The 24934-nt window shown below is 53.6% G+C and carries 20 protein-coding genes and 2 tRNA genes; 7 read left to right on the plus strand and 15 right to left on the minus strand.

What is annotated here, in order from left to right:
• Positions 1–101: 101 nt before the first annotated feature.
• The 4 genes from ACT3TJ_RS04200 to ACT3TJ_RS04215 all read left to right on the plus strand — a co-directional run bounded on the left by ACT3TJ_RS04200 (position 102) and on the right by ACT3TJ_RS04215 (position 5201).
• The gene (locus ACT3TJ_RS04200) at positions 102–2039 is read left to right on the plus strand and encodes an exoribonuclease II (RefSeq protein ID WP_193056800.1); all 1938 of its coding nucleotides are present in this window, start codon (positions 102–104) and stop codon (positions 2037–2039) included.
• A gap of 178 nt (positions 2040–2217) precedes the next feature.
• Positions 2218–3360 carry a glycosyltransferase family 4 protein gene (locus ACT3TJ_RS04205; RefSeq protein ID WP_193056750.1) on the plus strand — a complete coding sequence of 381 codons (1143 nt, stop codon included), beginning with the start codon at positions 2218–2220 and terminating at the stop codon, positions 3358–3360.
• Positions 3353–4186 (plus strand): DUF2334 domain-containing protein, encoded by an 834-nt coding sequence (locus tag ACT3TJ_RS04210; protein ID WP_193056751.1) that lies wholly within the window; start codon positions 3353–3355, stop codon positions 4184–4186. Before ACT3TJ_RS04205 ends, ACT3TJ_RS04210 begins: the two co-directional genes overlap by 8 nt.
• 4 nt (positions 4187–4190) lie before the next feature.
• The gene (locus tag ACT3TJ_RS04215; RefSeq protein WP_193056752.1) at positions 4191–5201 is read left to right on the plus strand and encodes a lysylphosphatidylglycerol synthase transmembrane domain-containing protein; all 1011 of its coding nucleotides are present in this window, start codon (positions 4191–4193) and stop codon (positions 5199–5201) included.
• Positions 5202–5278: 77 nt separating this feature from the next.
• Here ACT3TJ_RS04215 and sucD read toward each other — a convergent pair whose 3' ends face one another.
• From sucD to sdhC, 9 genes are all read right to left on the minus strand, one after another.
• Entirely contained in the window at positions 5279–6151 is an 873-nt protein-coding gene (gene sucD / locus ACT3TJ_RS04220) for a succinate--CoA ligase subunit alpha (protein ID WP_172117205.1), read from the minus strand.
• A complete protein-coding gene (gene sucC / locus ACT3TJ_RS04225; protein ID WP_193054822.1) occupies positions 6151–7317 on the minus strand; it encodes an ADP-forming succinate--CoA ligase subunit beta in 1167 nt (388 codons plus the stop codon). Before sucC ends, sucD begins: the two co-directional genes overlap by 1 nt.
• A gap of 142 nt (positions 7318–7459) precedes the next feature.
• A complete protein-coding gene (gene lpdA, locus ACT3TJ_RS04230; RefSeq protein WP_172117206.1) occupies positions 7460–8899 on the minus strand; it encodes a dihydrolipoyl dehydrogenase in 1440 nt (479 codons plus the stop codon).
• A 127-nt stretch (positions 8900–9026) separates the two neighbouring features.
• Entirely contained in the window at positions 9027–10607 is a 1581-nt protein-coding gene (gene odhB / locus ACT3TJ_RS04235; RefSeq protein ID WP_193056753.1) for a 2-oxoglutarate dehydrogenase complex dihydrolipoyllysine-residue succinyltransferase, read from the minus strand.
• A gap of 40 nt (positions 10608–10647) precedes the next feature.
• The gene (locus tag ACT3TJ_RS04240) at positions 10648–13482 is read right to left on the minus strand and encodes a 2-oxoglutarate dehydrogenase E1 component (RefSeq protein WP_193056754.1); all 2835 of its coding nucleotides are present in this window, start codon (positions 13480–13482) and stop codon (positions 10648–10650) included.
• A 335-nt stretch (positions 13483–13817) separates the two neighbouring features.
• Complete coding sequence (locus ACT3TJ_RS04245) at positions 13818–14528, minus strand: succinate dehydrogenase iron-sulfur subunit (RefSeq protein ID WP_087106268.1); 711 nt, start codon at positions 14526–14528, stop codon at positions 13818–13820.
• Between the two features lie 27 nt (positions 14529–14555).
• Positions 14556–16328: a succinate dehydrogenase flavoprotein subunit gene (sdhA, locus tag ACT3TJ_RS04250; protein WP_172117209.1), complete on the minus strand. Its 1773-nt coding sequence runs from the start codon at positions 16326–16328 to the stop codon at positions 14556–14558.
• Positions 16329–16331: 3 nt separating this feature from the next.
• Positions 16332–16679, minus strand: coding sequence for a succinate dehydrogenase, hydrophobic membrane anchor protein (gene sdhD / locus ACT3TJ_RS04255; RefSeq protein ID WP_172117210.1), 348 nt, complete (start codon positions 16677–16679; stop codon positions 16332–16334).
• Positions 16673–17050 carry a succinate dehydrogenase, cytochrome b556 subunit gene (gene sdhC, locus ACT3TJ_RS04260; protein WP_087106275.1) on the minus strand — a complete coding sequence of 126 codons (378 nt, stop codon included), beginning with the start codon at positions 17048–17050 and terminating at the stop codon, positions 16673–16675. The genes sdhD and sdhC overlap by 7 nt, the downstream gene beginning before the upstream one ends.
• Before the next feature lie 499 nt (positions 17051–17549).
• Here sdhC and gltA point away from each other — a divergent pair, with 499 nt between their 5' ends.
• Entirely contained in the window at positions 17550–18836 is a 1287-nt protein-coding gene (gltA, locus tag ACT3TJ_RS04265; RefSeq protein WP_172117211.1) for a citrate synthase, read from the plus strand.
• A 626-nt stretch (positions 18837–19462) separates the two neighbouring features.
• Here gltA and ACT3TJ_RS04270 read toward each other — a convergent pair.
• From ACT3TJ_RS04270 to gltX, 3 genes are all read right to left on the minus strand, one after another.
• Positions 19463–19538: transfer RNA gene (locus ACT3TJ_RS04270), tRNA-Glu, on the minus strand.
• 20 nt (positions 19539–19558) lie between these two features.
• Positions 19559–19634, minus strand: a tRNA-Ala gene (locus tag ACT3TJ_RS04275).
• Between the two features lie 131 nt (positions 19635–19765).
• Positions 19766–21244: a glutamate--tRNA ligase gene (gene gltX / locus ACT3TJ_RS04280; RefSeq protein WP_193054819.1), complete on the minus strand. Its 1479-nt coding sequence runs from the start codon at positions 21242–21244 to the stop codon at positions 19766–19768.
• Positions 21245–21532: 288 nt separating this feature from the next.
• Here gltX and ACT3TJ_RS04285 point away from each other — a divergent pair, with 288 nt between their 5' ends.
• Positions 21533–22057: a helix-turn-helix domain-containing protein gene (locus tag ACT3TJ_RS04285; RefSeq protein ID WP_087106281.1), complete on the plus strand. Its 525-nt coding sequence runs from the start codon at positions 21533–21535 to the stop codon at positions 22055–22057.
• Between the two features lie 22 nt (positions 22058–22079).
• Here ACT3TJ_RS04285 and ACT3TJ_RS04290 read toward each other — a convergent pair whose 3' ends face one another.
• The 3 genes from ACT3TJ_RS04290 to ACT3TJ_RS04300 form a co-directional block, all read right to left on the minus strand.
• Complete coding sequence (locus ACT3TJ_RS04290; RefSeq protein ID WP_226912096.1) at positions 22080–22676, minus strand: hypothetical protein; 597 nt, start codon at positions 22674–22676, stop codon at positions 22080–22082.
• Positions 22677–22800: 124 nt separating this feature from the next.
• The gene (nfsA, locus tag ACT3TJ_RS04295) at positions 22801–23532 is read right to left on the minus strand and encodes an oxygen-insensitive NADPH nitroreductase (protein ID WP_172117213.1); all 732 of its coding nucleotides are present in this window, start codon (positions 23530–23532) and stop codon (positions 22801–22803) included.
• Between the two features lie 112 nt (positions 23533–23644).
• Entirely contained in the window at positions 23645–23911 is a 267-nt protein-coding gene (locus ACT3TJ_RS04300; RefSeq protein ID WP_193056755.1) for a DksA/TraR family C4-type zinc finger protein, read from the minus strand.
• A gap of 182 nt (positions 23912–24093) precedes the next feature.
• Between ACT3TJ_RS04300 and ACT3TJ_RS04305 the strand changes: the two genes are divergently transcribed.
• On the plus strand, positions 24094–24861 hold the full coding sequence (locus ACT3TJ_RS04305; RefSeq protein ID WP_172117215.1) for a class I SAM-dependent methyltransferase: 768 nt from the start codon (positions 24094–24096) through the stop codon (positions 24859–24861).
• The last annotated feature ends 73 nt before the right edge of the window (positions 24862–24934 follow it).

The raw sequence follows: 24934 nt of genomic DNA on the forward strand, positions 1-24934 counted from the left end.
TAAGATACTATCTAACTAACATCAACTTCCACGGCGGATAATTGGCGCAGCCCCTGGGAATCCGTATAGTGGCAAGCTACTCTCGCCAACTGATTGATCTCATGCTTCAGAATAATTCTATGCTTGCTCAGCTCAAGCAACAAATTCGTGATACCACCCCGCGCGCTGAAGGGGTGATTAAAGCCACCGAGAAAGGCTTTGGCTTTCTCGAAACCGATAACGGTGAATCCTACTTCGTGCCGCCTCCCGCGATGAAGCAGGTGATTCACGGTGACCGCGTAGAAGCGGTGATTCACGAAAACGGTGACAAGAAATCGGTTGAGCCTGAAAAGCTGATTGAAGCCGGTCTTGACCGCTTTGTGGCGCGTGTTCAAAAGCGCGAAGATCGTTTGGCCGTCGTCCCTGATCACTCTTCTATTCGTAATGTGATCAAGTCACGTATCAAAAACAGCCTGGATGAAGCCAGCATTGCCGATGGTGACTGGGTGGTTGCCCGCCTGGTTCGCCATCCGCTTAAAGAGAATGACCGCGGCTTTTTTGCCCAGATTGATGAGCTGGTCGCCAAGTCGGACGACCCTGCGGTGCCATGGCGCGTCACACTTGCCCGTCACGCGCTGGAACAGGACTGCCCCGATGCGGGCACCGAATGGCCATTACACGAAGAAGGCCTGACCCGCGAAGACCTTACCGAGCAGCCCTTCTTCACTATCGACGGTGAAAAAACCCGCGATATGGATGATGCGCTACACGTAAGCAAACACGCGGAAGGCGGCTGGCAGCTAAGCGTCGCGATTGCGGACCCCACTGCCTATGTAGAAGAGGGGCATGCCGCTGACCTGGAAGCACGTACCCGCGCCTTCACCGTGTACCTACCGGGCCAAAACGTGACCATGCTGCCGGAACAGTTGGCCGATGACCTGTGTTCGCTACGGGAAGGCCAAGAGCGTCCGACACTCGCTTGCACGTTGGTTATCAATGCCGACGGCAGCTTGGGTGACTACCGCTTCTTCGCGGCGAACGTTAAATCGCACGCCAGGCTCGTGTATGACCGCGTTTCTGACTGGATTGACGGTCAAGGCGATTGGGCACCCGAAGATAACATCGCCGAGCAGCTTACTGCGCTGCAGGAGCTCACCGAAGCACGTACCGCCTGGCGCAACGAGCACGCACTGGTCTTTAAAGATCGCCCCGATTACGTTTTTGAGCTGGATGCGGCAGGCAATGTGCTGGCGATCAATACCGAAGACCGGCGCATCGCCAACCGCATGATTGAAGAGTCGATGATTGCGGCCAACGCCTGCTGCGCGGACTTCCTGGCAAGCCACATCGGCCACGGTATCTTTAACGTGCATCGTGCCTTTGAGCCTGAAAAAGCCGAGGCGGCGCAAGAGTTCCTGGCAAGCCAGGAGATTACCGTTGAGCGTGAAGCGTTAACGGAACTTGATCACTACAAAGAGCTTAAGCGCGCGCTTGAGAGCCGCGATGACGCTTGGCTGGATGCCCGTCTGCGTCGTTTCCAGGGCTTTACCAGCATGTCTGCTCAGCCCGGCCCGCACTTTGGCCTTGGCTTGGCTGCTTACGCGACCTGGACATCGCCGATTCGTAAGTATGGCGATATGGTCAATCACCGTTTGATCAAACGCGTACTGAAAAGCGAACAGGCCCCGGCAGAAGCAAGCCAGGCGTTAACCGAGCAGCTCACCGAGCGCCGCCGCCTAAACCGGATGGCCGAGCGTGATGTGAAAGACTGGCTCTACGTGCGCTTCTTAACGCCTGCGGCGCAGAACCAGGACACGTTTGAAGCTGACATTATGGCGATTAACCGTGGCGGAATGCGCGTACGCCTGATTGAGAATGGCGCTACCGCGTTTGTTCCAGCTCCCTTGATGCATAGCGACCGCGACAAAGTGGCTATCGATGATAAAGAGGGACGCATTCAGATCGAGGGTGAAGAGCGCTATAAACTGGGCGATAGCCTGCGTGTTGCGCTGGTAGAAGCGCGTGAAGAGACCCGTTCGCTGGTGGCACGCCCCGCCTAAAGTGTCTGCCCGCCCATATGGGCGGGCTTATGACCTCGGCAACCTGGCAATAGCCGCTTGCCGCTTGCTTCAGCGGTCAACAAAATGACACATTATACAGGGGGCGCCTGCAGCCCCCTGCGTTTGCAATCATAAGTCGCCCGCTCAACTATCAGTGGTTCGAGGAGGTATCGGCGTAGTGCATATTGCCGACATGACCATGTTTTATGCGCCCTCCAGTGGCGGCGTACGTACCTATCTTGATGCCAAGCGTCATCGCTTGAACGCCCTGGCCGATGCTCGCCATACCCTGCTGGTGCCTGGCGAGCGCCATGTGTATATAGCCCAAGATCACCGTGTTGATGTGCCCGCAACCCCACTGCCTTTCAGCAATGGCTATCGCTTCCCATTGACAAGGCGTCCCTGGCGGCGAGCGCTTAATGAGGTGCGTCCGGACCTGATCGAAGCCGGCGACCCGTATACCGTCGGCTGGGCGGCCATCGCAAGCGCCCGTGAGCTCGATATCCCGCTGATAGCCTTTTACCACTCCGACCTACCCACCATGATCAGCAATCGGCTAGGGGGCTGGTCACGTTCGTTGATCAATGGCTACATCTCGCGGCTTTATGATCACTATGATCGCGTCCTCGCTCCGAGCCGTGTGATGGCAGAGCGACTCGAAGGGCTGGGTATTAAGGAGGTTCGCGTTCAGCCGCTGGGCGTAGATCTCACCACCTTTCGTCCTGAACTTCGCGATGAGCAGGTCAGGGTCGAGCTGGGGCTTGATGATGACACACGCCTGCTGGTTTTTGCCGGGCGTGGCTCGCAGGAAAAAAACCTGTCGATCCTGCTGGAGACCATGCGCCGCCTGAAGAGCGGCACATCCACACAGCGCTATCATTTACTGATGATCGGCTCCTCAATGCCAACTCAGGTTCCCGACAACGTAACGGTCATCAATCATTTTTGCCCGACCGCCGAGATTGCACGTTATTTCGCCAGTAGCGATGCGTTGTTGCATGCGGGCACCCAGGAAACCTTCGGGCTGATTGTGCTGGAAGCCATGGCTTGTGGCATTCCGGTAGTGGCAGCCCGCGCCGGTGCGCTGACCGAAAACATTCCCGAAGAGTGCGGAATGCTGTGTCGACCACTGGACAGTGAAGATATGGCTCGCAGCATTCAGGCGCTTTTCGAAAACGATGCAAAAGCCATGGGCCGTCGCGCGCGCGCGCATGTAGAACGCCATCATGACTGGGATATCGTCGTGCAGGGGGTTATGCAGCACTATCGCGAACTTCTCGGCATTAGTCATACGGCAACGGTGAGCGCACAGCATGGCTAACAGGGAATTTGCACTGGTACTCCATGACATTGCCCCCATCACCTGGCCGGACTATCGCGCCTTTGTCGAGGAGGTCGATAGCATGGGAAAAATCCCCATGACTTGGCTTGTCGTGCCTGACTTTCATCATCGCAGTAACACCTTTAAAGACACCGACATGCTGCAGCTTCTGCATCAGCGCAGGGAGCGCGGAGACGAACTGGCGTTACATGGTTTCTATCACTGCGATGATGCGCCCGCCCCCCGCACGCCGCGCGATTACTTCATGCGACGGCTTTATACCTATGAAGGTGAGTTTTACCCGCTCAGCTACGCTGATGCGCTTGAACGTTTACAGCGTGGCGTCGAACTTTTTCGTGCTCAAGACTGGCCACTGGAGGGATTCGTTGCGCCCGCCTGGCTTTTAGGCGAAGGCGCACGGCAGGCACTGAAAACCCAAGGGTTTACCTATACCAGCGACCCCGGCCAGCTGTACTTTCTGCCAGACTACACACCGATTAAGGCGCCCTCGCTAGTGTGGAGCGCACGCAGCCGCTGGCGGCGCGGTATGTCCTGGGTCGTTAATGAGCGGGCCAGGCGTCGTCATCGTCAAGCGCCACTGATTCGCCTGGGGTTACACCCCGTGGATATGTGCCATGCTATTTCAAGGCGCTACTGGCTGACGACGATTCGGCGCCTGTTAGAAGAAGGCTATCGGCCCACCACCAAGATCAGTTGGTTACAGCGCCATTGCAGTCAGCACGATCAGACTGGCACCTTATCATCACGTATGGGTACCCGCCTTGAAAACGCTCGCCCAGCGCCAAACCCACCCCTGAATAATTAAACGCATGCAAAGAACACTCTGGCTGCTGACCGCAGGTCTCATCGCTGTTATGGCCATCCCTCTATTATTGGGCGGCACTGACCTTATCCATCTACTTGCCGGTTTTCCACCAAGTCTGTTTGCGCTGATGCTGTGCATGATATTGGTCTGCTGGCTGCTTAACGGTGCCAAGCTGCGTGTTCTACTGGCGGGACGCGCCGGCAACATGGGCCTGATGCGTGCAACCGGTACGGTAATGGCCACTGAATTCGCCATTTGCGCCACGCCAGGGGGAAGCGGTGGGCCATTGACACTGATCGCCCTTCTCACGCGACGTGGCGTACGACCCGCGCAGACCACTGCCATTTTTGCTGTAGACCAGATCATTGACCTGCTGTTTTTTCTCTGTTCGATGATCGCGATGATGATTTATGTCATCACGCGCTCCATTGATGCCCGCCTAGGATGGATGTTGGTGGTGCCCATGGCACTCTTGTGCCTGGCGCTGCTCGGCGTCGTTCTCATAGGCCGCTATCATCGCCGCGTACTAATTGTGACCGGCCGCCTACTGTCTCGAATGCGTGTCAGTGCACGGCTCCAGCATGCTATGGTGCGCCGCATCCTGCTCTTTAAGCAGGCCTTTACCGAAACCCTTCAGTTGCCGCGCTCCGCGCTGGCCTTGGCCTTCGGATTCGGGATCGTGCACTGGATCGTGCGCTACAGCATTCTCTACGTCACGCTGTACGGCCTTGGACAACATCTGGACTGGGCATGGACCTTCCTGGTGCAGATGCTCTCCATGGCGGCTGGCCAGCTGACCCTGCTGCCCGGCGGTGCTGGGGGCGCAGAGCTCTCCTCGTCGGCCCTGCTGGCCCCTATAGTGGGTCAAAGCAGTGCGGCAGCCGCCATCTTGATCTGGCGTGCTGTCACCTACTATTTTTATCTGATCGCCGGGGCGCCGGTATTTATGCTGATGGCAGGACGCCCGCTACTCAGAAAAATTCTTGAAGGGCGCAAGCGTGAGGCCGAGGAGTAAAGTGACGGCGACGCAGTCAACTTGAAGACACAAAAAAGGGGTGCCAAACGGCACCCCTTTTTGATCCGCTTGCCAGCTTACCAGCCCGTCACTTCTTTCAGTGCGTCGCCGATTTCTGCCAAAGAACGAACGGTTTTAACACCGGCGTCTTCCAGAGCAGCAAACTTCTCGTCAGCCGTGCCTTTACCACCAGAAATGATGGCGCCAGCGTGGCCCATACGCTTGCCAGGAGGTGCAGTAACACCGGCAATGTAAGAAACCACTGGCTTGGAAACGTGATCCTTGATGTAGGCGGCTGCTTCTTCTTCAGCCGTACCACCGATTTCGCCGATCATGACGATCGCTTCGGTTTTCGGATCCTTCTCAAACATTTCCAAAATGTCGATGAAGTTGGAACCCGGAATCGGGTCGCCACCGATACCGACACAGGTAGACTGACCGAAACCGTGGTCAGTGGTCTGCTTAACGGCTTCGTAAGTCAGCGTACCAGAGCGGGAAACGATACCCACACGGCCCGGCTGGTGGATGTGACCCGGCATGATACCGATTTTGCACTCACCCGGCGTGATAACACCCGGGCAGTTCGGGCCAATCAGACGCACGCCCAACTCGTCGCATTTTACTTTTGCGTCGAGCATATCAAGCGTAGCGATACCTTCGGTGATGCAAACGATCAGCTTGATGCCAGCGTTAGCAGCTTCAAGGATTGAGTCTTTGCAGAACGGAGCCGGTACGTAGATAACGCTGGCTTCCGCGCCTGTTTTCTCGACCGCTTCTTTAACGGTGTTGAAAACTGGCAGGCCCAAATGCTCCTGGCCGCCTTTGCCCGGCGTAACACCACCGACCATTTGCGTGCCATAGGCAATCGCCTGCTCGGAGTGGAACGTGCCCTGGCCACCGGTGAAACCCTGGCAGATGACCTTGGTGTTCTTATCGATCAGGATACTCATTACTTGCCCTCCGCCGCTTTAACAACCTGCTGAGCCGCATCGGTCAGACTGGTAGCAGCGATGATGTTCAGACCGCTGGACGCCAGTTTCTCAGCACCCAACTCGGCATTGTTACCTTCCAGGCGAACCACGACCGGCACGTTGACACCCACTTGCTCAACGGCACCGATAATGCCTTCAGCAATCATGTCGCAACGTACGATACCGCCGAAGATGTTAACCAGAACGGCTTTCACGTTGTCGTCAGACAGGATGATCTTGAACGCTTCTGCTACGCGCTCTTTGGTCGCGCCGCCGCCAACGTCCAGGAAGTTAGCCGGCTTGCCGCCACTCAGGTTAACGATGTCCATGGTGCCCATGGCCAGGCCTGCGCCGTTTACCATGCAACCAATGTTACCGTCGAGTGCGACGTAGTTCAGTTCCCACTTCGCTGCATCGGCTTCACGCTGATCTTCCTGGGAAGGATCGCGCATGGCCTGCAGGTCCGGGTGACGGTACAACGCATTGCTGTCGAGGCCCAGTTTGGCGTCGAGGCAGTGCAGGTTGCCTTCGTCAGTGATAACCAACGGGTTGATCTCTAAAAGTGCCAGATCCTTGTCGTGGAACAACTTGGATAGGCCCAGGAAGATCTTGGTGAACTGCTTGACCTGGTCGCCTTTCAGGCCCAGAGCAAAGGCCAACTCACGCGCCTGGTACGGCTGTGCGCCAACCAGCGGATCAATTTCGGCTTTAAGAATCTTTTCCGGCGTCTCTTCAGCAACCGTTTCGATTTCAACACCACCTTCGGTCGAGGCCATGAAGACCACGCGACGGGTAGTACGATCGACAACGGCACCGAGGTAAAGCTCATCGGCGATATCAGTGCAGGTCTCTACCAGAATCTTGGCAACCGGCTGACCTTGTTCGTCAGTCTGAAAGGTTACCAGGTTTTTGCCCAGCCACTGCTCGGCAAATGCCTTCGCTTCAGCCGGATCTTTGATCAGCTTAACGCCACCCGCCTTACCACGGCCACCTGCGTGCACCTGGGCTTTAACTACCCACATGTCGCCGCCGATCTTTTTGCAGGCTTCTACTGCTTCTTCGGGAGTGTCCACGGCAAAGCCTTTAGACACTGGTAGACCATAATCAGCAAACAGCTGTTTGCCTTGATACTCGTGAAGGTTCATCGATTCATGCCATTGGTTGCATGTGACTCGAACGACAACCCGTTTTAAAAACGGGCTGTCCCCGTACTTTCGCGCGCTATTTTACAACATGCCCGAAAGTGATGCGCCACCTAATGGTGGCGCCTGGTAGTTACCGCTGAACTTATTTGCGCTTTTTACGATTAGCCATGTGGATTGCATGGCCTTCCACCGCGAGAGCCGCTTCATGAATAGCTTCAGAAGTGCTCGGGTGGGCATAGCAGGTCAACGCTAGATCTTCAGCGCTGGAACCAAATTCCATCGCGATAACGCCTTGGGCAATCAGCTCACCCGCGTGCTGACTGACGATGTGCATACCCAGAATGCGGTCTGTTTCGGCATCGGCAATAATCTTGGCCATACCTTCAGGCGCATTGTTGGCAAGCGCACGACCGTTGGCAGAGAACGGGAAAGAGCCGGTTTTGACTTCAATGCCTTTCGCTTTGGCATCTTGCTCGGTTATACCTACCCACGCGACTTCAGGCGAGGTGTAGATAACGCTGGGGATGGCGTCGTAATTCATTTCAGCTTTATGGCCAGCGATAATGTCAGCGACCATAACGCCTTCTTCAGACGCTTTATGAGCAAGCATTGGACCACGTACACAGTCACCGATTGCATAAACGCTCGGGACATTAGTACGGCACTGGTCATCAACGAAGATAAAGCCACGCTCGTCAAGCTCAACGCCTACGCCATCGGCAATCACGCCTTGCGTATAAGGACGACGACCCACACAAACAATCAGTTTGTCGAAGGTCATTTCCTGCTCGCCGTCACCGTCGGTGTACTTAACGACGACTTCGTTGTCCTTGACTTCAGAGCCGGTCACGCGTGCGCCCAGTTTGATGTCCAGACCCTGTTTCTTGAGCAGCTTCTGGGTCTCTTTGGCAATCGCGCCGTCAACCATCGGCAAAAAGCTGTCCATGGCTTCAAGAACGGTCACGTCAGAACCTAAACGCTTCCAGACGCTGCCCAGCTCCAAGCCGATAACACCAGCACCGATCACACCCAAACGCTTGGGTACTTCGGTAAACTCAAGTGCGCCTGTAGACGTCACAATCAGGTCGTCGGTCAGCGGCGTCGGCGGAATTTCAACCGGCACGGAGCCTGCGGCGATAACGATGTTGTCAGCCGTGTAGGTCGTGGCGTTGCCATCGTGGTCGGTTACTTCAACTTCGGTAGACGAAGTAACTTTACCTTTACCTTCCAGCGAAGTAACACCGTTGGCCTTGAACAGTGCGCTGATGCCGCCCACGTTTTTGTTAATGACCGAGTTTTTGAACTCGAGCATTTTGGCGATGTTAGCCTTCGGCGCGTCAATCTCGATGCCAACTTCAGCAAAGTGATCACGTGCTTCAACAAACTTATGTGAGGTTTCCAGCAGCGCTTTGGAAGGAATACAACCGACGTTCAGGCAGGTGCCGCCGTGAACAGTCTTGCCTTCCTTGTTAACCCATTTTTCAACACAGGCTGTTTTCAGGCCCATTTGCGCTGCGCGGATAGCAGCTACGTAACCGCCAGGGCCGGCGCCGATAACGATCACATCAAACTTGTCAGCCATGTTGGCTCCTTTAGCTCGGTGCTCTTCTCTCGTCTTTACATTGCCGAGAGAAGAGCGGTGTGCGACTGCATAAGAAGGGTGGCGCGTATCGAAATATCAATACGCAAGGATACGTGGTCTACGTACCTTAGACGTCCAGCAGCAAACGTGCCGGGTCTTCCAGCAATTCTTTAAGCGTAACCAAGAAACGTACGGCGTCTTTGCCATCAATCATACGGTGATCATATGACAGTGCCAGGTACATCATGGGGCGGATTTCAACCTTGCCATTAATAGCCATCGGACGATCCTGGATTTTGTGCATCCCCAGAATAGCCGTTTGCGGCGGGTTGATAATCGGCGTCGACATCAGAGAACCGAACGTACCACCATTGGTGATGGTGAAGGTGCCGCCGATCATGTCGTCCATGCCCAGCTTGCCGTCACGACCACGCTTACCGAAATCAACAATCGTTCTTTCGACATCAGCAATTTTCATGCTGTCGGTGTCGCGCAGTACAGGGACCACCAGACCACGGTCGGTGGATACCGCAACACCGATATCCTGGTAACCGTGATACACGATGTCGGTACCGTCGATAGAGGCATTAACATCCGGGAAGCGTTTGAGAGCTTCAGTTGCCGCTTTTACAAAGAAGCCCATAAAGCCCAGCTTGATATCGTGAGCTTTTAGGAAGGTGTCTTTGTACTGCGCACGCAGGGCCATGATCTCAGTCATGTCCACTTCGTTATACGTGGTCAGCATGGCAGCGGTTTGCTGAGCTTGTACCAGACGCTTGGCAATCGTTTGACGCAGGCGGGTCATCGGCACGCGTTTTTCAACACGCTCGCCTTCAACAGCCGCTGGGATCGCTGCGGCGTTGCTCGGCGCAGAAGACTTGGCAGCACCTTTCTTGGCGGAGCCATCTTTAACGGCTTTTTGCACGTCTTCTTTCAGGACGCGACCGCCTTTGCCCGTACCTTCAATTTTGGCAACGTCAAGGTCGTGCTCGGCAACCAGCTTGCGCGCCGCCGGTGCGACGATCTTGTCGCCCATTTTCTCATCGCTGGCGCCATCGTCAGCAGAGGCGGCTGGCTCTTTATCAGCCGCTGTTGCTACGTTGCTACCGCCACCTTCGGTGAAGACCGCGAGAATTGCTTCGGACTCTACCTGGCTGCCCTCTTCGGCTTTGATTTCTGCCAGCGCACCGTCAGCAGGCGCAACCACTTCCAGTACGACTTTATCGGTTTCGATATCAGCCAGCACTTCATCGCGCTTAACCGCTTCACCGACCTTTTTGTGCCAAGTCGCCACGGTGCCTTCCTGGATAGACTCAGGGAAGCTCGGCGCTTTTACATCATGCTGCTTGCCGCCGCTGGCTTTCTTCTCTTCTGTTTTCTCTTCTTTCTTTTCGTCTTGCTGATCAGCTTTCTCGGCTTTCGGCTCATCAGAAGATGGCTCTTCTTTTTTACCGCTGTCGCCTGAAGCGCTGCCTTCACCGATTTTGCCAAGCACCTGCTCAGACGCGACGCTTTCGCCCTCTTCGGCCATTACGTCAGTCAGGGTGCCCGCTTCAGGTGCCACCACTTCCAGCACCACTTTGTCGGTTTCGATTTCAACAATCAGTTCGTCACGCTCGACGCTGTCACCCGGCTTTTTGTGCCACGTAGCCACAGTACCTTCGGCAACGGATTCCGGAAAGGTTGGCGCTTTGATCTCGGTAGCCATGTCGTTTCCCTTATGGTGTTCTCTAAATCCGGTGGGCGCTTTACAGATTGAAAGCGTCTTCCACCAGCTGGCGCTGCTGTTCAGTATGGACGGACATATAGCCCGCTGCCGGCGCGGCAGAGGCAGGACGTCCTGCAAATTTCAACTCGCGTCCGAGGCCATCTTTAAGCATATCGGCCACTGTACGCATGTGGTGCTGACTGGAGTACCAAGCGCCCTGGTTCAACGGCTCTTCCTGACACCAGACAATATCTTCCACATTGCCATACGCCTGGAGCGCTTCCAGAAGTTCTTCTTTCGGGAAGGGATACAGCTGCTCAAGACGAATGATCGCCGTATCGTTACGCTCATTTTCTGCACGCCAGGCGGCCAGATCATAGTAGACCTTGCCTGAGCACAGAATCGCGCGCGTTACGTTTTCAGCGGCCAGATCCGCTTGATCCGGCAACACCATTTGGAATTTACCGTGAGCAAGATCTTCAAGGCTCGATACCGCTTCCTTGTGACGCAGCAACGACTTGGGCGACATAACAATCAACGGCTTGCGCAGCGGACGAATCACCTGACGACGCAGCAAGTGATAAATCTGCGCAGGTGTCGTCGGCACACAGACCTGCATGTTGTGCTCAGCACACATTTGCAGGAAACGTTCCAGTCGCGCAGACGAGTGCTCTGGACCCTGGCCTTCATAGCCATGGGGTAGCAGCATCGTTAGGCCACATAAACGGCCCCACTTGCTCTCACCAGAAGAGATGAACTGATCAACGACCACCTGTGCACCGTTGAAGAAGTCACCAAACTGGGCTTCCCAAATAACCAGGTCATTCGGCGCAGTGGTGGAATAACCGTACTCAAACGCCAACACAGCTTCTTCTGACAGGAAGGAGTCGTGAATGGTGAAAACCGGCTGACCATCGGCCATGTTTTGCAGCGGCACGTAGGTAGAGCCATTTTTCTGGTTATGAACCACAGCGTGACGGTGCGAGAACGTACCGCGACCCACATCCTGACCAGTAATCCGGATCGGGTGCCCTTGGTCAAGTAACGTGGCGTAGGCCAGCGTTTCAGCAAAGCCCCAGTTCATGGCCATGCCACCGGCCTGCATCTTGCGGCGGTCTTCGTAAATCTTGGCTACCTGGCGCTGCACTTCGACCCCGTCCGGAATCTCGCACATTTTCGCAGCCAGTTGCTGAAGACGCTTCATGTCAAAAGACGTATCCGCATCGCCCGTCCACTCATGCCCCAGGTACGGCGCCCAGTCCACAAACAGGGATTGATTGGGCTCCTGAACCAGTGCATTGGCAACGTGGTTACCCGCGACCAGATCATCGCGATACGTTTCCATCATCGCTTTGGCGTCATCTTCAGATAGAACGCCCTGGTCAACCAAACGCTTAGCGTAAACCGTACGCGTCGACGCATGATCCTTGATTTTGGCGTACATCAAAGGCTGCGTACCGGACGGCTCATCGGCTTCGTTATGCCCACGGCGACGGTAGCAGACCAGATCAATAACGACGTCTTTTTTGAACTGTTGACGGTAATCTAGCGCCACTTGGGTCGCATGGATAACGGCGTCAGGATCATCACCATTCACATGGAAGATGGGCGCCTGGACCATCTTGGCAATGTCGGTACAGTACTCGGTCGAACGAGCATCCATGGGGTTGGACGTCGTAAAGCCCACCTGGTTATTGATGACGATGTGAATCGTGCCGCCGGTCTTATAGGCCCGGGTCTGAGACATCTGGAATGTCTCCATGACGACGCCTTGACCCGCGAAGGCAGCATCACCATGAATATTGATGGGTAACACCTTGTCGCCGGCAGGATCCTTGCGGCGGTCTTGGCGCGCGCGTACGGAACCTTCAACAACCGGTGCGACAATTTCCAGGTGCGAGGGGTTGAACGACATGGCCAAGTGGACTTCGCCGCCCGGTGACATGACGTTGGAGCTAAAGCCCTGGTGATACTTCACATCGCCAGAACCACGCTCAATCACCTTCTTACCATCAAACTCATCAATCAAGTCAGCCGGGTTTTTGCCCAGAATATTGACCAACAGGTTGAGGCGACCACGGTGCGCCATACCGATAACGACTTCCTTCGTACCATAACCGCCAGCACGCTGGATAAGCTCGTCCATCATAGGTACAAAGACTTCACCACCTTCAAGACCAAAGCGTTTGGTACCCGGATATTTGGATGCCAGGTAAGTTTCCAAACCTTCAGCAGCCGTCAGACGCTCGAGCACATGCTTGCGAACATCGTCACTAAACTTGGGAGCACTGCGCACTGATTCGAAGCGCCGTTGTAGCCAGCGTTTCTCTTCTGTGTCCACGATATGCATGAACTCACAGCCGATGGAGCGACAGTACGTCTTCTCCAACGCGTCCACGATCTCACGCAGTGGTGCCTTATCAATACCCAGGAAGAACGAACCGGTCTGGAACTCGGTATCAAGATCAGCCTTGGTCAACTGATGGAATGATAAATCGAGGTCAGGGACGGGGGTAGGATTACGCAGTCCAAGCGGATCGATATCAGCCTTTTGATGACCACGGAAGCGATACGCATTGATCAACTGCAGGACTTTCACCTGCTTTTTGTTCTCACCGCTATCGGCAGCGGCAACTACCCGGCCCGGGCGGCTTTCACGACCTAGCTGGTAGAATTGATCACGAGTCGGGCTTAGTGGAACATCGTGGGAGGCACTGCCCTCGGAACTCGGTAGCTGGTCAAAATAGCTACGCCATTCGTCAGAAACAGCATCTGGATCGGCGAGGTACTGCTCGTAAAGCGCTTCCACGTAGTGGACATTGCCACCACTAACGTGAGAGGAACGCCACATTAACTCCATTATGCCTTGTTGCATCTCTCGGTCACCCTACACTGATGGGGTGGTATCGGCATCGCTGCAAAAAACAACGACATCGCTATTGCCCTGCCGGCGGGGCGGAACATGTACCGGCGGCACCGACCAACGGCCGGAAGCCCTACATAATTGCTATTTCTTAACTGCTATTCTTGCTCAGTTCATGCTCAAAAGCCGGTACTCGCAGCACCGGCTTTTAAACTTGACTGCTCATAAAGTGCGGCGACGCGCCGCACCTTATGACAAACCCTATGATAACAAGCGAAGCGCCACGATTTAAGTAGTAAAACGAGACTTGTTGCGTGGCAATCGCTTTTTATTGACTCACAAGGCGTTTATGTTGCATCTGCGAGCAGCATTTCGCGAATTTTACCAATCGCGCGCGTCGGATTTAAGCCTTTCGGGCAAACCGCTACGCAGTTCATGATGCCACGGCAGCGGAACACCGAGAACGGATCTTCCAGGCTGGTCAAACGCTCGCGGGTTGCGGTATCGCGCGAATCCGCCAGGAAGCGGTAAGACTGCAGCAAGCCAGCAGGTCCTACGAACTTGTCCGGGTTCCACCAGAACGACGGGCAAGACGTAGAGCAGCAAGCACACAAGATGCACTCGTACAGGCCATCCAACTTTTCACGGTCTTCGGGCGACTGCAGGCGCTCAATGGCGGGCGCTGGCGTTTCATTTTGCAGGTACGGCTGAATACGCTCGTACTGCTTATAGAAAATCCCCATATCCACAACCATATCGCGGATAACCGGCAGGCCGGGCAGCGGGCGCAGGATCAGCTTGTTGTTTTTCACAACATCTGACAGCGGTGTAATACACGCTAGGCCGTTTTTGCCGTTCATGTTCATACCATCAGAGCCGCAAACGCCTTCGCGGCAGCTACGACGGAATGCCAGACCGCTGTCCTGTTCTTTCATCATATGAAGAACATCCAGCACCATGACATCGCGCCCTTTGGTATCAACTTGGAACTCCTGCATATAGGGCGCGGAGTCGGTTTCCGGATTGTAACGGTATACGGATACCTGAAGATTGGACATTATAACTCCCTCTCGTCAATGCGGAGTTTAGTAGGTACGAACCTTGGGTTCGAACGTATCAACAGTTTTCGGCTTGAAGTTGACGTCGCGCTGCTTCAGCTCTTTGGTGAGCGGGAAGTAGAGCGAGTGTTTCAGCCAGTTGACGTCATCACGGTCTGGGTAATCGTAACGTGAATGGGCACCGCGGCTCTCTTTACGCTCAAGGGCGGCAATTGCCGTCGCTTCGGCCACTTCCATCAGGTTATCAAGTTCCAGCGCTTCTACACGGGCCGTGTTGAAAGCATTGGACTTATCAGGCAGGTGAGCATTGGCAATACGGCTGCGCAGGTTGGCAAGCTTCTCAACGCCTTCCAGCATGTTTTTCTCTTCACGGAATACACCGAAAGAGTTCTGCATGATGTCCTGAAGCTCTGCTTTCAGCGCAGGAATGCTCTCACCGCCTTCCGACTCGTTCCAACGAGTAATACGCTTCATCGCTGATTCAATATCAGACTCGGAGGCATCCAGGTACTCAATACCTTCGTTCAGCGCGCCTTCAATAAACATACCGGCGGCACGGCCAAACACCACCAGATCCAGCAAAGAGTTTCCGCCCAGACGGTTAGCACCGTGAACAGATACGCACGCTGCTTCACCACAGGCGAACAGACCGTTGATGATCTGGTCGTTGCCGCTTTCGTCCTGCAGAATCGCCTGACCATGAATGTTGGTCGGAATACCGCCCATCATATAGTGGCAGGTCGGCACGACCGGGATCGGGTCTTTCGCTGGATCGACATGAGCAAAAGTCTTTGAAAGCTCAACGATACCTGGCAGACGCTTGCTCAGCACCTCTTCACCCAAGTGATCAAGCTTCAGGAAGACGTGGTCGCCCTTCTCGCCACAACCGCGGCCTTCCAGAATCTCCATGACCATGGAGCGCGCAACAACGTCACGACCCGCCAGGTCTTTCGCGTTGGGCGCGTAACGCTCCATAAAGCGCTCGCCGTCTTTATTGATCAGGTAGCCACCTTCCCCGCGGCACCCTTCGGTTACCAGCGTGCCCGCACCGTAAATACCGGTCGGGTGGAACTGCCACATTTCCATATCCTGCATCGGGAAGCCCGCACGCAACGCCATACCGATACCGTCACCCGTATTGATCAGGGCATTGGTGGTAGATGCGTAAATTCGGCCAGCACCGCCAGTCGCCAATACAGTGGCTTTGGATTTAACGTGAACAACTTCGCCAGTTTCAATACACATGGCGATACAACCCACCACGTCACCGTTGCCATTCTTCACCAGATCAACCGCGTACCACTCATTCAAGAACGTTGTATTGTTCTTAAGGTTGTTCTGGTAAAGCGTGTGCAGCAGTGCGTGACCGGTACGGTCTGCCGCCGCGCAAGTACGCGCCGCCTGGCCGCCTTCACCGAAATTCTTGGACTGGCCACCGAACGGACGCTGATAGATGCGGCCGTTATCAAAGCGCGAAAACGGCAGGCCCATGTGCTCAAGTTCAAATACAGCTTTCGGGCCTTCAGAGCACATATACTCCGACGCGTCCTGGTCAGCGATATAGTCGCCGCCTTTAACAGTGTCGTACATGTGCCAGCGCCAATCGTCATTGGGATCAGAAGACGCGATAGCGCAGGTAATACCGCCCTGGGCAGAGACAGTGTGAGAGCGTGTCGGGAAGACTTTGGAAAGGACGGCTGTTTGTTTACCGGACTTCGCCAGTTCTAAAGCAGCGCGCAGGCCAGCGCCACCGCCACCGATAATAATGGCGTCAAACGTCAGGCTACGAAGGTTAGACATTTATCAAGCTCCCCACAGAATTTGAATGCCCCAAACCAGGTACACGAAGATAGCCAGAATAATCAGCGTCTGGGCACCTACGCGCAGGCCAGTGGACTTAAGGTAATCAGTGGTTACGGTCCACAAGCCAATCCAGGCATGTGCTGCAATGGATATAAAAGCCAGCAATGAGAAGATCCGCATCCACGTTTGGTTAAACAGGCCGCTCCAGGTGTAGTAGTCAAGGTCTGGATTAAACAACAGATAGGCCACCATAAAGACCGTGTAAACGGCCAGCACCACCGCAGACACACGCTGCATCAGCCAATCAGACAGTCCGCTTCGGCCAAAACTTGTGACGTTGGTTACCATACCCAAACTCCTGCCAGAATAATTAGAACGGCACTCACCACAACGGTGATCTGTGCTTTTTGCACACCACCTTCTAGTGTCACACCAATATCGGCATCCATTAACAGGTGTTTAATCCCTGCTACAAAATGGAACGCCAGCGCAGAAAGCAGTCCCCAAGCAATGAACTTGGCCAATAAATTATTGGCAAGTGCGCTGCTAACGGCATCAAAGCCTGCTGGAGATGAAAGTGACTTACCCAACGCCCAAAAAGCGAACACCAGGCCGACGAACAGAATAACCCCCGTAATACGGTGGGCAATCGACGTCAGTGCCGGAAGTGGGAAGTGTATCGTTGTTAGATCTAAATTTACGGGTCGTTTGCTATTCACGGCTTATACACACTCTCTTGGCCCGCTCTGCGACAGGTCGGGCATAGCCCGAGCGGGCAGTGGTTGCTGGAAGGGGCTCGGCCGTTTGCCAAGTCGGGCACGACCACCTACCTGCCGGTCGCGCGCCGTGGATTATAAGAACCTTCGCCCCTGCTGACAAACCGAACTCGGACCTAACTCAATTATGTTGCAAAAAAAAGCAGCCCGCCCGAGTCGATTTTGCAATGCAGCATCGATATAGTGACAGAGTCACGATAATTTGATAAGCCTGTTAAGGATTCGTCAAATCTCTGACACCTGGTTACTATAGCTATCATTTGCCATATACAAAAATTGTCTAAGATAATAATTTTGCATAACCATACACGCACCACCCATGCCTAGCGCTTTGCATAATTGACAAAATGTCGCGCGCTCTTATAGTGGGCAAACCTTTTCGCCGGCGCGGCATGCGAAACAATGACTTTACGTCCCAACCCGAATCCGAAAGGAGGCCAACATGGCTGACAGGAAAGCAACATTGACGGTAGACGGTCTTGATAAAACGATCGAACTACCCATGTACTCCGGCACCCTTGGCCCAGACGTTATTGATGTCCGTGGCTTAGGTGCGGAAGGCCTGTTCACCTACGACCCTGGCTTTATGGCCACCTCTTCTTGCCAATCTGCCATCACCTATATTGACGGCGGCAAAGGCGTACTGCTGCATCGCGGCTACCCTATTGACCAACTGGCTAAAGAGTCCAACTTTGTTGAACTGAGCTATACCCTGCTTTTTGGTGAACTGCCCAACGACGAGCAGTACACGGACTTCGCTGCACGCATTCGTAATCACACGATGGTGCACGACCAAATCAACAACTTCTTTAAAGGGTTTCGCCGCGACGCGCATCCCATGTCAATTATGTGCGGCGTCGTAGGCGGCCTTGCGGCGTTCTACCATGACCACATGGATATCACTAAAGAAGAAGACCGCACTATTAGTGCTATTCGCCTGATCGCCAAAATGCCTACTCTGGCGGCCATGTCGCACAAGTATAATGTTGGTCAGCCGTTTAATTACCCGCGCAACGACCTGAGTTATGCAGAGAATTTCCTCTACATGATGTTCAGCAACCCGTGCGAAGAGTACAAGATCAACCCGGTTTACGCGAAAGCGATGGATCGCATTTTCATGCTACATGCCGACCATGAGCAGAATGCTTCCACCTCTACCGTACGCTTGGCAGGCTCGACCGGCGCCAACCCCTTTGCCTGCATTAGCGCTGGCATTGCGGCACTATGGGGCCCGGCACACGGCGGTGCGAACGAAGCCGTACTGGCGATGCTTGATGAGATTGGCGACGACTCTGAAGAGAACATCCAACGCTTCATTGATAAGGCAAAAGACAAGGAAGACCCGTTCAAGCTAATGGGCTTTGGTCACCGCGTGTATCGCAACTTTGATCCCCGCGCCAAGGTAATGAAAGAGACCTGCGACGAAGTACTCGCCGAGCTGGGCATGGCGAACGACCCGCAGCTTAAAATTGCCAAACGCCTAGAGCAAATTGCGCTTGAAGACGAATACTTCATCGAGCGCAAGCTTTACCCGAACGTCGACTTCTACTCTGGCATTATTTTGAAAGCGATGGGCATCCCCACCAATATGTTCACGGTAATCTTTGCCGTATCACGCACGATTGGCTGGATCTCCCATTGGAACGAAATGTTGAGCGAAAGCTATAAAATTGGTCGTCCGCGCCAGCTTTACACTGGCCATGACCAACGCGATTACCCGTCGAAATAATTTTCGATGGTTTAATCTTCAAGAAGGCCACCCACGGGTGGCCTTCCCTGTTTAAGCGTCTTTGCTTGTATATGACCGCTCTCCAAGCCTAATAACTCCCGCAAGCCACTCCCTCTAAACACGTTCGAATACGTGCGCTAGACGCGCATTCTGACCTCATTAGCACGACATCCAACAACGCCTCTCCAAACGCGCATGCTTCACCTCATCAATAGACGAAAACGCCAGTCAAAAAGCGAGCAAAAGGCCGTAATAGCGCTTGACTTTTTTAAGAGCCAGGTTGGAAAAATGTTTTCCACACTATCTGTGGATAACCTTGTTCATAACCTCTCACAAATGCCCCTGAATCGCCATGAACAGTGACCTCCCCTTAAATTGGTCATTTTTTGACCTCATGTAAGCCACTGTTTTTAAACAAGATAAGTTAATTCGAATATTTTTCGCGGGTGCAGCACAGGGTTGTGCACAACCTTTAGCAAGGACCACCAAAAGTGGACAAGTCAAGCGAAAATACCACAAATAAAGTGAGGATTTAGCGGCTCAGCTAGATAACAGGCAGGAAAAAACGCAGCAAATGAAAGAGTTCATTACTACATCAATATGGGGATAGAAGAGTATAAAAGAGATGGCGTCCCATAGGGGGTTCGAACCCCTGTTACCGCCGTGAAAGGGCGGTGTCCTGGACCACTAGACGAATGGGACGTTACGACAAACAAACTAAATGGTGGAGCCTAGCGGGATCGAACCGCTGACCTCAACACTGCCAGTGTTGCGCTCTCCCAGCTGAGCTAAGGCCCCACATGTCCTGAAGACGGAGCGTATAATACTGATTACGCTCGTCTTCGTCAAGCGCATTAATACCCCAGAAAAACGCCAGACGCCTAACGTCAATGGAGAATGGCGTTTCCTGCAGCCATTAGCTGAACGACTTACAGATCGCGGTACTCTTTTTCAAAACGTTTCGCTTGTTTCTTGGAAACGCCACCCAGCACATCAATAGCGTTGCGCAGACGCGCACGAGTGATATCGGAACCCAGAATCGCCATGGCATCCATAACAGACGTGCTTGAGCTACTACCTGTAATCGCAATAAAAATCGGCGCCAGGAATGCTTTCATTTTAAGCTCGAAGTACGCTGACAAGCTCTTTACTTCGGCCAGCAGCGCTTCTTTATCCCAGGCAGGTAGCACCTCGAAGCGCCAGACCAGGAACTGCAGCAATTTCACTAACTCGTCTTTCTCCAGCTTAATACTGGCGAAGTCATCTTCTGTAAGCGTAGGTAAGCCTGAGAAGAAGTGCCCGGCTAGCGGCATGATTTGTGAAAGTGTTTCTACGCGTGGACGTACCTGGGGCAAAATTTGCCTTACATAGGCATCATTAAACGCCCATTCGCGCAGCGCAGTAAGCAGCGCATCATCATCCAGGTCCTCGCGGATATAAACGCCGTTGAGCCAGGTAAGCTTCTCAAGATCAAACACCGGGCCGCCCAGCGATACACGCTGAATATCAAACTCGGCCATCATATCGGGTAAGCTAAATTTCTCGCGCTCATCCGGCATGGACCAGCCCATACGGCCAAGGTAATTGGTAACCGCTTGAGGTAAAAAGCCCATCCGACGATAGAAATTAATCGACGTGGGATTTTTACGTTTGGACAGCTTGGATTTGTCGGGATTACGCAAAAGCGGCATATGGCATAGCTCAGGCATTTCCCAACCAAAGTATTCATATAACAGCTGGTGTTTGGGTGCAGAGTTAATCCATTCTTCGCCACGCAGCACATGCGTGATTTCCATTAAATGGTCATCTACCACATTCGCCAAATGGTAAGTAGGCATGCCGTCCGACTTGAGCAGTATCTGCGCGTCAACTTGTGCCCACTCCACTTCAATCGTACCGCGCAGCATATCGTTTACTACACAGACACCTTCGCTGGGCACGTTCATACGCACGACATAAGGCCAGCCTTCCTGCTGCCGGCGTGCAGCTTCTGCGTCATCCAAAGCCAGGTCACCCGGCTTGAGCGCCAGATGCAAGCCTGCTGCCTTACGCGACTCACGCAGCTCATCCAGCTCTTCTGCAGTGCGGTAGCATTTAAACGCATGGCCAGCGTCCAGCAACTGTTGAGCATGCTGCGCATAAATATCGCCACGTTCGCTTTGGCGGTACGGACCGTGTGGGCCGCCAACGTCAGGCCCCTCATCCCACTCCAACCCAAGCCAGCGCAAGGAGTCCAGAATCATCTGCTCTGACTCAGGCGTTGAGCGTACGCGGTCCGTATCTTCAATGCGCAAAATAAACTGCCCGCCATGCTGACGCGCAAAGCATAAATTGAACAGCGCAATATACGCCGTGCCAACGTGGGGATCCCCCGTCGGGGAAGGTGCAATGCGAGTACGAACGGTCATCAAGACATCCTTATAGCGAGAAAGCGTAGCGATATTATACCTACCCTACGCATAACCAACAGCGCTGTAGATGGAACGACTTTCATATTAAAGCGTCTTACAAAAAGTAATACGGTTATAAGATTACAAGATGCGCGACACTGAACAATCGCTTAGTATGGCGCGGCGTCGATGATCGGCGATCATGCTTATAAAAAGTGCTTAAACGCACTAAGCGTGCTCACATCGCTGCAACTGTGGTTGAAGTAAACTTAACGAGCTTACACAGCTCAATTATAGGAAATCGAAATGGAATCGCTAGGCTCACGTATTAAGCAATTGCGTCTTAGGGCCAAGCTCAACAAAGCTGCCCTAGCACGTAACGTTGGCGTGTCGGATGTTACTATTTCCTACTGGGAATCAGGTGCAATTAAACAAATTGGTCACGAGCGTTTGGTCGCTCTAGCCGAGGCGTTGGATTGTTCACTTGCTACCTTGCTGGAAGGCGACACCGCCCCTCAACTGTTGACGTTGAAACACACTGGCCCCCTCCCCTGGGAACAGGTGCAAGCAACGACAATTACCGTTCCACACCATTTAGCGTTAAATATCGACTGGAAAGCACCCTGTGTTATGGCAACGCCAGATTCAGGCACTGACTTTTCACCCGTCGCAGCCAATGATTTACTGCTGCTGGGCCCGACGCACGTATTTCATAAAGCCGGGCATTATCTTGTCAGTCGCGATGAGCGTTTTGTACTTGAGCACTTTGCAAAAGCGCCTTCTGACGTAGAAATACATGCGGTACTGCTAGCCCATTGGCGTTCTGTCTAAAGCATCTACATCCCCGTAAATGTTAATGCACTTCCACCTGGTCACGTGTTCGTCTTGGCTCCTCCCCCACCAAGAAACGGCGTGAGTAGGTGGCCACTTGACCCAACCCATGGCGGGATTGGCTAACCAGCTCTCCCGCCAAATTCTCCCCGCGATTACCGATCACGGCTTGTACGGTTTGAGGCTGCACACTGGCTTCGGAAAGCTGCACCTGTACGATATAGCCACCATCCGGCAAACCGCTTCCTGAACCAAATGGACCGGCAATAAAGCCTCCGTCACTAACCCGCGCACGCGCCCTCCAGCGCACACGACTCACTTCGCGCTCGACAATAACCTGCACCTGCGCCTGATCAGGTAGATTGGTTTCTCCCTCCACCATCAGACGCCGATCAGGGCGCAAGGCAACCGATGTCGAAATAGCGACTTCCAAGGGTACGATGGTCGCAGGCTCTTCCGCTACAGAAGCGTCAGCCGGTTGCGTGCTGGTAGCTGTCTGTTCAGATACATTACTCGGCGGTTCATCTTCGGAACCGCTGCATCCTGCAGCCGACATCGTCACCACCATTAATAGGCCAAAGCCCGTTTGTCGCGTATACCCTGTTCGTAACTTACACATAGTGCTTCCTCAAAAACGGCGGCTTCCAGATTATCACTGCCACCTGCTGGCAGCAGTGAATTCGATCACTCATGAAGCATCAGGAAGAGGAGCGATGGCGGTCATAAGCAAGGTGCCGTTTGGGCTACTTCATTTCAAAGCCACGCTGAATCAAGAAGTCGCGCATATGGGGTCGTAGTTTGTTATCAAACAGCGGCTTCAGGTTTTGTGACCAATCGGTGTCTTTATTACCACTGCTACGCGACTGATAATACGCCTGCATGGTGTCATCAAACGCTTGCACCTGCGCACTGTCGTCGCTGTAGTAGTCTTCTTTTAAGATCGCTTCAACCGGCAGGCGGGGCTTTACCTCCGGCTCATGAGACGGATAGCCAAGGCACATACCAAATACAGGGTAAACATGCTCAGGCAGCTTTAACAGATCGCTAACCGCTTGGGGGTTATTGCGAATACCGCCAATATAACAGATGCCCAGCCCTTCTGATTCAGCAGCTGTCGCAACATTCTGCGCCATTAAAGCAGTGTCTACCGTGGCTACCAACAGCTGTTCTGTCATCCCTCGAACAACGTTGGAACCCGCCCGCTCAGATGCCTCGGTTGGGCGCTTCATATCAGCACAGAAGACCAGAAAGTCCGCACAGCTGGCAATATAAGGCTGGCCACCCGCTAACTCAGCAATCTGCTCGCGATTAGCCGGATTTGTAACATGAATAACCGTATAGGCTTGAACATGACTGGACGTTGCCGCTCCTTGACCCGCCTGGATAAGTTCGATCAGCAGCTCACGTGCAATCGGCTGATCCTTGAATTTTCGAACTGAACGGTGGGATTTCAAGAGTTTAATAACGTCGTTCATGGTACCTCGCCTTTATAAATCAGTATCGCTTATCAACACTAGAGTCGCACAGTCGCACGCTAATAGCCTACTGCTAAACGCTTTTATCCAATAAGCGCAAACATGGGCTTGCTTAGCGAAGCTGGCTGTCTTTACTACCTCGGCGATTATAGCTGCTAGCGTTCGACTGTTTTTTGTCGTGCTCGTTCTGGCAAACAACGCACAGCCGAACCCCGAGGACTGCAAGGCGGCGCGCCTCAGGAATCACCTCATCGCACTCTTCACAATACTTACGGCTTTTACCCTGCGGCAACCGACTGCGGGCAAGCTCGACAGCATCATCCAGTGTTCTTTCGATTTGCTCTTGTTCGGCACCCTCTTTTGCCCATCCGCCTGCCATTATTGAACTCCCTACTCGCTATTCTATCTATCAAGGTAGCAGCTATCGGCAGGTCACGAATATGCCACTAATGGAATCGCTTAGCGTTAAGAAATTTTCTTTACATACAAGGATGTTGTAGCGCTTCAGGCTATACTCTTTGATAATCCCCTGATGAAACATAACGATGCCAGGAAGCTGCCATGAATAACATTAAATCTGATGCCTATGGTCAAGAGTGGAATGCTGGACAATATGCGGAAAATGCCCATTTTGTTCCCAAATTAGGCAGTGACGTCGTAAAGCTGCTCTCGCCACAGCCAGGCCAGCGCATTTTGGATCTGGGCTGCGGCGACGGCGCATTAACCGAACGCTTAATGCATCTTGGTGCTGATGTATTAGGCATTGACTCATCAGAGGAAATGGTGACAGCCGCACGTCAACGCGGCGTTACTGCTCGCGTTGTTGATGCCCATGAGCTTCCGTTTGACCACGAATTTGATGCCGTTTTCAGTAACGCCTCACTGCATTGGATGCTGGACCCTCAGGCTGTTCTTTCTGGCGTTAAGCGTGCTTTAAAACCGGGTGGGCGGTTCGTGGCTGAGTTTGGCGGGCACGGTAATGTCGCGGCTATTTGTACCGCGCTCATTGCTTCGCTTCAGTTTCGGGGTATTAGCGCTCGCGGTCGGCACCCTTGGTATTTTCCGACCACGGAAGAGTACGCGCACCTACTGCAAACGGTTGGTTTTCAGGTAGATTCAATTGAGCTGCTTCCGCGCCCTACCGCGTTACCGGCGGGGATGACAGGCTGGCTTGAAACCTTCGCCAATCCGTTTTTACATGGATTAGAAGATGATCTTCGAGACTCAATTATGGATAACACCATGATTCTTCTTGGTCACAGCTTAAAAGATGGCCAAGGAAACTGGACAGCAGATTATGTCCGCTTACGCGTCTCGGCCCACGTATAACCTGTTACAGGCCGCCTGCCAGAGCAACATGCTTTGTAGCCCTGGCAGGCTCCAACCCCCATTCTTAAAACAG

Source organism: Halomonas sp. AOP30-A1-24, assembly GCF_052378165.1.
Taxonomy (GTDB): Bacteria; Pseudomonadota; Gammaproteobacteria; order Pseudomonadales; family Halomonadaceae; genus Vreelandella; species Vreelandella citrativorans.

Bases quoted from the DNA above. Each gene is read 5' to 3' on its own strand.
- sdhD (WP_172117210.1), bottom strand. From the start codon at position 16,679: ATGGTAACCAACGTCACAAGTTTTGGCCGAAGCGGACTGTCTGATTGG.
- lpdA (WP_172117206.1), bottom strand. From the start codon at position 8,899: ATGGCTGACAAGTTTGATGTGATCGTTATCGGCGCCGGCCCTGGCGGT.
- gltA (WP_172117211.1), top strand. From the start codon at position 17,550: ATGGCTGACAGGAAAGCAACATTGACGGTAGACGGTCTTGATAAAACG.
- ACT3TJ_RS04215 (WP_193056752.1), top strand. From the start codon at position 4,191: ATGCAAAGAACACTCTGGCTGCTGACCGCAGGTCTCATCGCTGTTATG.
- sucC (WP_193054822.1), bottom strand. From the start codon at position 7,317: ATGAACCTTCACGAGTATCAAGGCAAACAGCTGTTTGCTGATTATGGT.
- ACT3TJ_RS04290 (WP_226912096.1), bottom strand. From the start codon at position 22,676: ATGTGTAAGTTACGAACAGGGTATACGCGACAAACGGGCTTTGGCCTA.
- sucD (WP_172117205.1), bottom strand. From the start codon at position 6,151: ATGAGTATCCTGATCGATAAGAACACCAAGGTCATCTGCCAGGGTTTC.
- ACT3TJ_RS04300 (WP_193056755.1), bottom strand. From the start codon at position 23,911: ATGGCAGGCGGATGGGCAAAAGAGGGTGCCGAACAAGAGCAAATCGAA.
- ACT3TJ_RS04210 (WP_193056751.1), top strand. From the start codon at position 3,353: ATGGCTAACAGGGAATTTGCACTGGTACTCCATGACATTGCCCCCATC.
- sdhA (WP_172117209.1), bottom strand. From the start codon at position 16,328: ATGTCTAACCTTCGTAGCCTGACGTTTGACGCCATTATTATCGGTGGC.
- ACT3TJ_RS04245 (WP_087106268.1), bottom strand. From the start codon at position 14,528: ATGTCCAATCTTCAGGTATCCGTATACCGTTACAATCCGGAAACCGAC.
- ACT3TJ_RS04305 (WP_172117215.1), top strand. From the start codon at position 24,094: ATGAATAACATTAAATCTGATGCCTATGGTCAAGAGTGGAATGCTGGA.
- ACT3TJ_RS04200 (WP_193056800.1), top strand. From the start codon at position 102: ATGCTTCAGAATAATTCTATGCTTGCTCAGCTCAAGCAACAAATTCGT.
- nfsA (WP_172117213.1), bottom strand. From the start codon at position 23,532: ATGAACGACGTTATTAAACTCTTGAAATCCCACCGTTCAGTTCGAAAA.
- odhB (WP_193056753.1), bottom strand. From the start codon at position 10,607: ATGGCTACCGAGATCAAAGCGCCAACCTTTCCGGAATCCGTTGCCGAA.
- gltX (WP_193054819.1), bottom strand. From the start codon at position 21,244: ATGACCGTTCGTACTCGCATTGCACCTTCCCCGACGGGGGATCCCCAC.
- ACT3TJ_RS04240 (WP_193056754.1), bottom strand. From the start codon at position 13,482: ATGCAACAAGGCATAATGGAGTTAATGTGGCGTTCCTCTCACGTTAGT.
- ACT3TJ_RS04285 (WP_087106281.1), top strand. From the start codon at position 21,533: ATGGAATCGCTAGGCTCACGTATTAAGCAATTGCGTCTTAGGGCCAAG.